This is a genomic window from Nocardia coffeae (assembly GCF_019890715.1).
GTDB classification, from domain to species: domain Bacteria; phylum Actinomycetota; class Actinomycetes; order Mycobacteriales; family Mycobacteriaceae; genus Nocardia; species Nocardia jiangxiensis.
In genome coordinates this window covers 69,241-80,633 of record NZ_JAINZY010000009.1, presented here as the reverse complement: position 1 = coordinate 80,633, position 11,393 = coordinate 69,241, and the positions used below count along the sequence as shown (strand labels likewise).

The window sequence follows — 11,393 nt, the reverse complement described above, 5'->3', positions numbered from 1 at the left end:
ATGCCCGCGGGCGACGACGCGTCCCCGGCATCGGCGCGCCGAGCCCGCGACGCGTCGGGCGTCATCGATCAGGACGCGGGCAGCGCGACGGCCGACCGCTCCACCGTGAGCAGGCTCGCCTCGTTGTGTTCGGCGTGGTACGCGCGCCCGCCGCCGTTGATTCCGAACAGTCGCTTGGACCACAGCAGCCACAGCACCGCAGCGACATTGATCACCAGCGCACCCGCGCGCAACACGGTGATCTTCTCGGTCAGCTCGTAGATCTCCAGCGGCAGGAAGATCGCGGTCGCGATGACCGCGAAGTACTCGCCCCAGCGCTGAGCGAGCCACAGCCCGACCGCCTCGATGAATTCGATCGCAGCGTAGGCCAGCAGTCCGACCGCGATCAGGGTGAGCACTGTCGGCGAGAGCTTCCAGCCCTGTTCGATGAAATGCACGATCTTCGAATTGTCCGGATTCCAGCCGATCTGATCGGCCAGCGGCTGGATCAGTGGCATCTCCTTGTCGAAGGCCGCGCGCAGCTGATGCTGCGAATTGCGCACCTTGAACACCCCCGCCCCGAGCGCGACGAAGACCAGACCGCGCAGAATGCGCTCGATCGCCAGGAACCGCATGATGAACCGGTCCCGCAGCAGCCGCCCGCGCGGCACCTCCGGCGCCTCGTCGGCCGGACCGCTGCCCACCGGATCACCGACGACGAAGTTGCCGCAGCGCAGGCACCGCCACGCGACTCCGGCCGGAGTCGAAACATGCAGGCGTGCAGCGAGTTCGGTCTCGTCGGGCGCGTAGGTGGCATGCCCCCGCCACGAGCAGGACCGTAGACTGAAATCCATTGGGGGAGCGTAACAAGGCCCGGTTACGGTGTTGCCACCTCACGCAACTGGTCGAGGTAGGTGTGGGTGCGAGCGTCCTCGGGATAGTGCGCGATCATCTCACGTGCGGTTTCGCCCGCGATCCACATCAGCGACGGCAGCGAGCGCCGGGTTCCGGTGAATGCGCGCAGCCCCTCGTCCACGGCCCGGTCGAGTTCGCCCTCGCGCACGGCCACCACGGCCAGGGTCAGCCGAGCCTCGGAGACCCGCATGGGTTTGAGGACGGTGTCACCGGGGCCCGTGGAGGCCCGGAGCACCTGGTGCGCATAGTTTCGCGCCAACTGGTCCTCACCGATGACGCGGCAGCAGTCCATGGCGTAGAAGTCGAGCTTCTGCGGATCCACGACGAAGTGGTTGTCCAGGTTGACCGGATGGTCGAGGCGTTCCAGGATCGCGCGCCCCCGCCGCAGCGCCGCCTCCATCGCCGTGCGATCGCCCAGCCGTGCCCAGCCCTTGGCCTGCTGCGCGGCGAGCTGGACCCCGACGGCGAGTTGCTGAGTGCTTGCCAAAGCGGCGCCCGCGGCGTCGATCGCGCCGCGGTAGTTGCCCTGGGTGAGGGCGAACCAGGCGGCCATCTCCGCGCCCCAGCCGACGATCTCGACGTGGTCGGCCTCCTGGCCCAGGGACAGCGCCGCGCGGCGGGTGGCCTCGGCCTCGGTGCGTCGGCCCAGGTCGTAGTCCAGGCAACCCACCAGCAGCGCGACCCATCCGGCCAGGACCAGCACCTCGCGATGCTGCGCCAAGGTCAACCGGCCGTCCAGCAGGGAGGTGATGCGCCGCAGCCACGCGGTGCCTTCGGCATGCAGAGTGCGCGGATCGCTGCACGGGTATTCGCAGCACAGCCGCTCGGCGGTGATCCGGATGGCGTCCAGGGTGGCCGCCGAGACGTCGGACATGCGCAGCCGGCCGAGGAACTCGAGCGTGTCCATCCCGGTGGAGGACAGCAACTCGTCGTCCCGGCTCGGCCGGGCCTTGGGGAAGAACGCCGCGGTGACGGTGTCGAAGGCAGCGGCGATGATCGGCGCGTAGAACTCGTCCGGACGCGATTCGCCCGACTCCCACCGCCGCCAGTTGCGTAGCAACGTGCTGTCGGTCGGCAGATTGTGCGAGGACTTGGCGCGCATCGCGCGAACCGCTTCGGTTTGTGACCACCCCCTGGCATCTCGTTCTGAACGCATCCTGACTGCCCAGACGGGTCGATCGTCACCAGCGGCCACGCGGTCAGTATCCCACCAGTTAACTCCAGATGGCCCGGATAGGGCATCCGAATGTCAGCGCATTGACATCTGCAATTACATTTGTCGATGGCGCATGCTCGAAGCGGGTCGATTTCCGGCCCGCGCGGTACCGCCGAAGCAGTGGTATCGGATCGAACGAGCAGCGATATCTCGTCGAGCAGTGCCCCGCCACGTGCGGGGGTCCGACAACAGAACAGCGAATCCCTATCCAGATCCCAACGGAGGTTCGGGTGGAAGCGTTGATCTACGGGTATGTGCGTGACGAACTGGCCGGAGGCGACTCCGAGGAGCTCGAGGACGCCATGTGCAGCCTCGCCAGTTCTGCGGGGATGTGCTTCGCCGCGACGTTCCATGAATCGACAACCGGTGACGGCACCGCCTTCGCGGAGCTGACCGCCGAACTCAAGCGCGCAGACGCACACCACGTCGTGGTCCCGTCCCTGGAGCACCTGGCAGGACAGACCATCCCGCGCGAGATCCTGCTGGCCAAGTTGGCCGACGAAGCAGAAGCAAGAGTCTGGACGGTATCTAATTTGCCTCCGCTTCGCTCCGGCGAGTTTTCGGCGCCCTAGGGCTCGCCGTTCCGGGGGCGCCGCTTGCTCCTTCGTCGCCTACGCGGCGCCCCCGGAACGGCGCGCCGCGCCGAAAACCTTGGGGTGCTGTGGTTTTGCCTATCGCTTCGCGGGCGAGTTCCGGCGCACGGAGACGCTTCGCCGCTGGGCGCGTCCGTGGACAGCCCCATGGGCTCCTTCGTTTCGCCCACTCCGAACAACGCCGACCCCGGGGACAACCCAGGCCCGCCCGCCCCGAACAACGCCGACCCGCGGACAACCCAGGCCCGCCCACCCTCGACAACGCCAACACCGAAGGCCGCGGCCCGGGTCGATTCTGGACTGAGTGGAGCGCCAGGAGCGAAGCGGGGGAGCGGAGGGAGGGAAGAATCGAGCCGTGGGGGGCCGCGGCCCGCCGGAGCGAAGCGGAGGCCAAAGTTGCCGAGACCGGAATTACAGCCCGAATCCGCCGGGTCCGCCGCGGCGGCGTAGGTACTTCTCGAACTCGGCGGCTATCGCGTCGCCGTCGATCTTGGCCATGGCCTCGTTCAGGTCGACGGCCGCGTCACCGCGTTCCTCGAGCGAGCGCACGTACTCGCTGACCTCGTCGTCACCCTCGGTCATCTCGTCCACCGCGGACTCCCAGTCCTCGGATTGGGCGGGTAGCTCACCCAGTGGGACCTCGATGTCCAGAACCTCCTCGACCCGGTGCAGCAGGGCGATGGTGGCCTTGGGGTTGGGCGGCTGCGAGACGTAGTGCGGCACGGCCGCCCAGAACGACACGGCCGGGACGCCCGCGCGAACGCAGGCGTCCTGCAGGACGCCGGTGATCCCGGTCGGCCCCTCGTAGCGGGTCTGCTCGAGGCTGAACTGCTCGGCCGCCTCCTTGTTGTAGGCGGTTCCGGTGACCGGGACGGGGCGGGTGTGCGGGGTATCGGCGAGCAGCGCGCCGAGGATGACCACGGTGGTCACCCGCAGTTGCTCCACGAGTTCGAGAATGTCGTCACAGAAACTGCGCCATCGCATATTCGGTTCGATCCCGTGTAACAGCACCACATCGCGCTCACTGCCCGGCGGCGAGCACACCGACAGCGTCGTGGCGGGCCACTGGATCTCACGGGTCACGCCGTCGACCTGGCGGACCGTCGGCCGGTTCACCTGGTAGTCGTAGTAGTCCTCGGAGTCGAGTTCGGCGAGAGGTTCGGCGTCCCAGATCAGTTCCAGATGCTCGATGGCGCCGCTGGCGGCGTCGGCGGCGTCGTTCCAGCCCTCGAAGGCGGCGACGAGCACCGGATCGCGCAACGTCGGCAGGTCCGGATCGGGTGATGCACTGGCGTTCACCCGGTCAGCCTACGGTGTACAGGCCCTGCTGTTCATGGCATATTGCCGACAGCGTGTCCGTGTTGGGCGGGGCCGGTTGCGAATTTCGGGCATACCGTGTGGCGGGCCGACCGGGTGGCCGGATCGAGTGTGGCGCGGACCACTTCCGGCGCCTGAGGCCCGGCGCTGTCGTCGGACTTGTCCGTGCTTCCCATTACCCTCTAGTACATGTCTGTGTCCCCTCGCGCCGAGTTCGATACCACCTTGCTCGACACGCTCGCCCGGCGTGTCGTGATCGGAGACGGTGCGATGGGCACCATGCTGCAGGCCGCGGATCTGTCGCTGGACGACTTCCGCGGCCTCGAGGGCTGCAACGAGATCCTCAACGACACCCGTCCGGACGTGCTGCGGCACATCCACCGCGCCTACTTCGAGGCCGGTGCGGATGCGGTGGAGACCAACACATTCGGCTGCAATCTGCCCAATCTGGCCGATTACGACATCGCGGACCGGATCCGGGATCTGTCCGAGCGCGGCACCCGGCTGGCCCGCGAGGTCGCCGACGAGATGGGTCCGGGCGCCGAGGGCACTCCGCGATACGTGCTGGGCTCCATGGGACCGGGTACCAAACTGCCGACGCTGGGCCATGCGCCGTTCGCCGCCCTGCGCGATGCGTACACCGAGGCCGCGCTGGGCATGCTCGACGGCGGTGCCGATGCGATCCTGATCGAGACCTGCCAGGACCTGTTGCAGGTCAAGGCCGCGGTGACTGGTTCGCGGCGGGCGATGGTCCAGGCGGGCCGCCGGATTCCGATCATCACCCACGTCACCGTGGAGACCACCGGAACGATGCTGGTGGGCAGCGAGATCGGCGCGGCGTTGACCGCGATCGAGCCGCTCGGGGTCGACATGATCGGCCTGAACTGCGCCACCGGCCCGACCGAGATGAGCGAACATCTGCGGCACCTGTCCAAGCACGCGAAGCTGCCGGTGTCGGTGATGCCGAACGCGGGCCTGCCGGTGCTGGGTCCCAATGGCGCCGAATACCCATTGACGCCAGAGGAATTGGCGGCCGCGCTGAGCGGTTTCGTGACCGAGTTCGGTTTGGCGCTGGTCGGCGGCTGCTGCGGCACCACCCCCGAGCACATCCGTCAGGTCGCCGAGGCGGTGCGCGGTGCGACCCGGGGCGATCGCCGGCCGGTGCACGAGCCGAGTGTGTCGAGTATGTACACCGCGGTCCCGTTCGAGCAGGACGCGTCGGTGCTGATGATCGGCGAGCGCACGAATGCCAACGGCTCCAAGGCATTCCGTGAGGCGATGCTGGCCGAGGACTGGCAGAGGTGCCTGGACATCGCCAAGGACCAGACTCGCGACGGTGCGCACATGCTGGACCTGTGCGTCGACTACGTCGGCCGCGACGGCACCAAGGACATGGAGGCCCTGGCGAGCCGTCTGGCCACCGCCTCGACGCTGCCGATCATGCTCGACTCCACCGAAACCCCGGTGCTGCGAGCGGGTCTGGAGCATCTGGGCGGCCGCTGCGCGGTCAACTCGGTGAACTACGAGGACGGCGCGGGTCCGGAGTCGCGCTTCCAGAAGACCATGGAGCTGGTCGCCGAGCACGGCGCGGCGGTGGTCGCGCTGACCATCGACGAGCAGGGCCAGGCGCGCACCGCGCAGCACAAGGTCGAGATCGCCGAGCGCCTGATCGCCGACATCACCGGCAACTGGGGCCTGGCCGAGAGCGACATCATCATCGATACGCTGACCTTCACCCTGGGCACCGGTCAGGAGGAGTCCCGGCGCGACGGTCTGGAGACCATCGAGGCGATCCGCGAACTCAAGCGCAAGCATCCGGACGTGCAGACCACCCTGGGCCTGTCGAACATCTCCTTCGGCCTGAATCCGGCCGCGCGCCAGGTGCTCAACTCGGTCTTCATGCACGAATGCGTCGAAGCCGGACTGGATTCGGCGATCGTGCACGCCTCGAAGATCCTGCCGATCAGCCGGATTCCCGAGGAGCAGCGCGAGACGGCGCTTAATCTGGTGTACGACCGGCGCAGCGACGGCTACGACCCGCTGCAGAAGCTGATGACGATGTTCGAGGGCGTCTCCACGGCCTCCTCCAGGGCCTCGCGCGCCGAGGAACTGGCCGCACTGCCGCTGTTCGACCGGCTCGAGCGGCGCATCGTCGACGGTGAGCGCAACGATATCGAGGCCGATCTGGATGCGGCCATGACCGAGGTGCCGCCGCTGCGGATCATCAACGAGACGTTGCTGTCCGGGATGAAGACCGTCGGCGAGCTGTTCGGCTCGGGCCAGATGCAGCTGCCGTTCGTGCTGCAGTCCGCGGAGGTGATGAAGGCCGCGGTCGCCTACCTCGAACCGCACATGGAGGCCACCGACGATTCGGGCAAGGGCCGCATCGTGCTGGCCACGGTCAAGGGCGACGTGCACGACATCGGCAAGAACCTGGTCGACATCATCCTGTCCAACAACGGCTACGAGGTCGTCAACCTGGGCATCAAGCAGCCGATCGCGACGATCCTGGACGCCGCGGTGGACAAGAAGGCCGACGTGATCGGCATGTCCGGTCTGCTGGTCAAGTCGACCGTGGTGATGAAGGAGAACCTCGAGGAGCTCAACACCCGCGGGATGGCCGATCAGTTCCCGGTGCTGCTGGGCGGAGCCGCGCTGACCCGCTCGTACGTCGAGAACGATCTGACCGAGGTCTACGCGGGTGATGTGCACTACGCGCGCGATGCGTTCGAGGGCCTGCGCCTGATGGACGAGATCATGACGATCAAACGCGGCGGCGGTCTCGATGTCGACAGTCCGGAGGCGATCGCCGCGCGGGAGAAGGCCGCCGAGCGCAAGGCCCGGCACGAACGCTCCAAACGCATTGCGGCCGAACGCAAGGCGGCCGAGGTGCCGGTGGATGTGCCCGCCCGCTCCGATGTGGCTGCCGATCTGCCCATCCCGGTGCCGCCGTTCTGGGGCAGCCGGGTGGTGAAGGGCCTTTCGCTGCAGGAATATTCGGGTCTGCTCGACGAACGGGCGCTGTTCCTCGGGCAGTGGGGCCTGCGTGGGCAACGCGGCGGCGAGGGGCCCAGTTACGAGGAATTGGTCGAATCCGAGGGTCGTCCGCGACTGCGGTACTGGCTCGATCGGCTCACCGCCGAGGGTGTACTCGCCCATGCGGCGGTCGTCTACGGATATTTCCCCGCGGTCTCCGAGGGCGATGAGGTGATCGTGCTCACCGAAGCGGATCCCGGTGCGCCGGAGCGTTATCGGTTCACATTCCCGCGCCAGCAACGCGACCGTTTCCTGTGTATCGCCGATTTCATCCGTTCGCGCGAACTCGCGGCACGAACCGGACAGGTGGACGTGCTGCCGTTCCAGCTGGTCACGATGGGCCAGCCGATCGCCGATTTCGCCAACGAGTTGTTCGCACAGGACAATTACCGCGACTACCTCGAGGTGCACGGCATCGGCGTGCAGCTGACCGAGGCGCTGGCCGAATACTGGCATCGCCGGATTCGCGAGGAACTCGTGCTGGACGGGCATGCGGTGTCCGACGACGATCCCGCCGATGTGCAGGAGTACTTCAAGCTCGGATATCGTGGTGCGCGTTACTCATTCGGCTACGGCGCATGCCCGGAACTCGAGGATCGGGCGAAACTGGTGTCGATTCTCGAATCCGAGCGGATCGGTGTCACACTGTCCGACGAGTTGCAACTGCATCCGGAGCAGTCGACGGATGCGTTCGTCCTACTGCATCCGGAAGCGAAATATTTTAACGCATAAGATATTTGAGTTTCCGGGCTTCACGCAGAGTGGCAGGGTGGCTCGGCGTGCAAGCGTAGGAGGGGCACGAGAACATGACATCAGACCGGCTGATTGCGGGACGTTACCGGCTGGGCGATCCCATCGGCTCGGGGGCAATGGGGGTCGTCTGGCGGGCAAGTGACGTCCGGTTGCGGCGAACGGTCGCGGTGAAGCAACTTCTGCTAGCACCCGGCCTGACGCGGTCGCAGGCGCTGGAGGCGAAGATGCGCGCGATGCGTGAGGGGCGCATCGCGGCGCGGCTGCATCATCAGAACGCGGTCACGGTATTCGACGTCGCGGAGGAGGACGGCCAGCCGTGGCTGGTCATGGAATTCGTCGACGCACCGAGCCTGGCGACGCTGATGAAGGAGAAGGGACATCTCGATCCCCAGGAGGCGGCCCGGATCGGCGCGCGGGTGGCCGCCGCGCTGGCTGCCGCGCACGATGCCGGAATCGTGCATCGCGATGTGAAACCGGCCAACATTCTGGTCGCGGACAACGGCGCGGTGAAGATCACCGATTTCGGCATTTCCCGCGCGGTCGGCGATGTCACGGTCACCTCCACCGGATTTCTCGCGGGCACGCCCGCCTATCTGGCGCCCGAGGTGGCGCGCGGGGAGAATCCGGAATCCCCGTCGGACGTGTTCGCGCTGGGCTCGACGTTGTACGCGGCGGTGGAGGGTCAGCCACCGTTCGGTGAGGGCGACAACCCGCTGGCCGTCCTGCACTCGGTGGTGCGCGCGGAGGTGCCCGCCCCGCAGCGCGCCGGCACATTGGCTCCGGTGCTGATGCGCTTGCTGGCCGCGGAGCCGGGCGACCGGCCGACCATGACCGAGGCGCAGAAGGAACTCGAGGCGGTCGCCGAGGGACGAGCGCCGGTGCTGCCGCCTTCGGCTACCAAGATCCTGCCGAAATCATCCGCGGTCGACGGTGCGGCCGCGACGACGGTCATGGCGGGCGGTGCGGCGGCGGGTAATGCGGCCGATCCGACCTTGCACATCGGTGCGGGAGGTCCGGGCGGGACGACTCCGGTCGCAGCGCCGGTCGACAAACCGAAGCCGACCGCCCTGACGGCCAACCGTCGCGTGCTCGTTCTCGCGGCGGCCGGTGTCGTCGTGGTGTTGGTGATCGTCGGGTTGGTCGCGATGGTGCGCAGCGGTGGAGACGACCACACCGTCGCCGCGGCATCGTCGACCCAGGCCGCGTCCGCCGCGGCCGTGCCGCCTGCCGCCGGTGCGCAGAGCACCGGCAGCGCCGCCCCGACCACCGCGAACAGCACCACGACGTCCGCGCCGGCGTCGAGTACCACCACGACGACCACCACCACAGCGGCCGCGCCCGCCGACCCCGCCGGATTCATGAGCAGCTACTACGGCATGCTGCCGGGCAATGCGGCAGCCGCGTGGCCGCTGCTGTCCTCCGGGTATCAGTCCTCGTCCGGCGGATACGACAACTACCTGCAATTCTGGGGTGAATTCAGTTCGGTGACGGTGAGCGGGGTATCCGAGAACGGCGATACGGCTACCGGCACGGTCACGTACCACTACAAGAACGGACAGGTCACCTCGGAGCAGCGGTGGTGCCGGGTCGGTTCGGTCAACGGTCAGACGGTGATCCTCGACTCCCAGGTGGGATGAGCGCTGATCCGGCCGAGTTACCCGTGCTGGGCCGGATCCAGGTCACAGGTGCCGGGCCGATAGTCTGGCGACGGCGTGATCACCTCGGAAAGTAGCCATTTCGGGGGGCGGTGTACGCACCCGGAGGCCGATAACCGGCTCCGGACGACAGATCCGAGGAAAAGGAGTCGCCGGGTGTCCGTACCCGCCGCGAAGGCCGTGCTGTGGGATATGGACGGCACTCTGCTGGATTCGGAGAAACTCTGGGACATCGCGGTGCGCGAACTGTCTGTCGAACTCGGCGGTGAGATGACCGATGCGACCAGACATGCGCTGATCGGCTCCGCCGCGGCGAATGCCCTGCGGATCATCTTCACCGGTCTGGGACTCGAACCGGATCCGGTGCGGATGGCCGAGGCGGGGGAGTGGCTGCAGCGGCGGGTGACCGAGTTGATGGCCGGTCCGATTCCCTGGCGGCCCGGCGCGCGGGAGGCGTTGCGGATGGTCCGTGCGGCGGGATTGCGGAGCGCGCTGGTCACCAATACGCAGCGGGAGGTCGCCGAGGTGTGCCTGAACACGCTCGGCCGCGAGCACTTCGACATCTCGGTGTGCGGTGACGAGGTGGCGCACGGCAAACCCGCGCCCGACCCGTATCGCCGTGCCACCGAACTGCTCGGCATCGCTCCCGAACACTGTGTGGCGGTGGAGGATTCACCGACCGGTTCGGCGTCCGCGGCGGCCGCGGGCTGCGCGGTGCTGGTGATCCCGTGTGAGATTCCGGTGCCGCCCGCACCCGGCTACACCTTCCGCGATTCCCTGATCGGACTGACGATCGCCGATCTGGACGCACTCGTCTGAGTCTGCCGCACGTTCTCGCGCATCGGTTCCGTCGTCGCCGCCGATTGCCGATGTCGATACATACGGGACGGTCGGTCCGATCGGTTGTGATCATGAATGGCGCTGTTGCGCACGGCTACTCGCCGGTTTGTGATTTATGCCAACGATCTGTCCGAATTGCCGTGGACCCGCCGTCCCCGGGTCACAATGGTCGCCATGACAGCGACAGGGGGCGCAGGTGCATGAATCGGAAAACGGTTCGGGACAGGACGACTCGGGCACCCTGGAAGCGATCATCGATACCGTCCGGTATCCGTTGCGGGAGCCGCGATCCGCGGCATGGGACGAGGTAGTCGGCACGGCACGGGCCGACCTGGGTGCTGACGGCTGTTGTGTGCTCCGGGGTTTCATTCGTCCGGAGCTGCTCGAGGCGCTGCGCACCGAAGGCGTCGCGCTCGCCCCGCAGGCCTACTATCGCGTCGAACGGGTGAACGCGTACAACATCCCGCTGGATGCGGATCTGCCGGCGGATCATCCGGGCCGGATCGTGCTCGAGCGTGGAAACGCCTTCGTGGCACGCGATCTCATCCCACCCGAGGCGCTGATCCAGATCCTGTACAGCAGTCCGCTGTTCCGGCGATTTCTCGCCGACTGTTTCGAACTGCCCGCGCTGCACGAGTTTGCCGACCCGCTGGCCGGGCTGTGCCTGAACGTCGTGTCGCCGGGCATGTCGCATCCGTGGCATTTCGACACCAACGAGTTCACCGTGTCGATGCTGACCCAGTTGCCGGACGAGGGCGGAACCTTCGAGTACTGCCCGGGGATCCGGTCGCCGGAGGCGGAGAATCTCGACGATGTGCGCTCGGTGCTGACCGGCGCGGGGGACGAACTCGTACGACGGCTCGAGCTGCGGCCAGGAGATCTGCAACTGTTCCAAGGCCGGTTCTCGCTGCACCGGGTGTCGCCGGTCGCGGGAGATCGACAGCGGCACACCGCAATTTTCGCCTACAACGAGCGTCCCGGGGTGATCGGCACAGCCGAGCGCACCAGGCAGCTGTTCGGGCGGGTCCTGCCGGACCATCTGGCCGCGGCGGGCCGATCCGTGCGCGGTGACCGATTACTCGATTGAGA

The 11,393-nt window shown here is 67.3% G+C and carries 8 protein-coding genes; 5 read left to right on the top strand and 3 right to left on the bottom strand.

Annotated elements, in window-relative coordinates:
- Window positions 1-68: 68 nt before the first annotated feature.
- Both K7711_RS28785 and K7711_RS28780 read right to left on the bottom strand, forming a co-directional pair.
- The gene (locus K7711_RS28785) at window positions 69-833 is read right to left on the bottom strand and encodes a DUF2127 domain-containing protein (protein WP_222972609.1); all 765 of its coding nucleotides are present in this window, start codon (window positions 831-833) and stop codon (window positions 69-71) included.
- 23 nt (window positions 834-856) lie between these two features.
- Entirely contained in the window at window positions 857-1,996 is a 1,140-nt protein-coding gene (locus K7711_RS28780) for an NsdA family TPR-like regulatory protein (protein WP_235747955.1), read from the bottom strand.
- 344 nt (window positions 1,997-2,340) lie between these two features.
- Between K7711_RS28780 and K7711_RS28775 the strand changes: the two genes are divergently transcribed.
- Window positions 2,341-2,682, top strand: coding sequence for a hypothetical protein (locus K7711_RS28775; RefSeq protein WP_222972607.1), 342 nt, complete (start codon window positions 2,341-2,343; stop codon window positions 2,680-2,682).
- Window positions 2,683-3,114: 432 nt separating this feature from the next.
- On the opposite strand, the gene K7711_RS28770 is transcribed toward K7711_RS28775, so the two are convergent.
- The gene (locus K7711_RS28770; protein ID WP_040823123.1) at window positions 3,115-4,002 is read right to left on the bottom strand and encodes a PAC2 family protein; all 888 of its coding nucleotides are present in this window, start codon (window positions 4,000-4,002) and stop codon (window positions 3,115-3,117) included.
- Window positions 4,003-4,209: 207 nt separating this feature from the next.
- On the opposite strand from K7711_RS28770, the gene metH reads away from it, so the two are divergent.
- The 4 genes from metH to K7711_RS28750 all read left to right on the top strand — a co-directional run bounded on the left by metH (window position 4,210) and on the right by K7711_RS28750 (window position 11,391).
- Window positions 4,210-7,788, top strand: a complete 3,579-nt coding sequence (gene metH / locus K7711_RS28765; protein ID WP_222972606.1) for a methionine synthase — start codon at window positions 4,210-4,212, stop codon at window positions 7,786-7,788.
- Between the two features lie 74 nt (window positions 7,789-7,862).
- Window positions 7,863-9,446, top strand: a complete 1,584-nt coding sequence (locus tag K7711_RS28760) for a serine/threonine-protein kinase (RefSeq protein ID WP_222972605.1) — start codon at window positions 7,863-7,865, stop codon at window positions 9,444-9,446.
- Between the two features lie 174 nt (window positions 9,447-9,620).
- The gene (locus tag K7711_RS28755; RefSeq protein ID WP_222972604.1) at window positions 9,621-10,283 is read left to right on the top strand and encodes an HAD family hydrolase; all 663 of its coding nucleotides are present in this window, start codon (window positions 9,621-9,623) and stop codon (window positions 10,281-10,283) included.
- A gap of 217 nt (window positions 10,284-10,500) precedes the next feature.
- Window positions 10,501-11,391, top strand: coding sequence for a HalD/BesD family halogenase (locus K7711_RS28750; RefSeq protein ID WP_308014993.1), 891 nt, complete (start codon window positions 10,501-10,503; stop codon window positions 11,389-11,391).
- Window positions 11,392-11,393 lie beyond the last annotated feature (2 nt).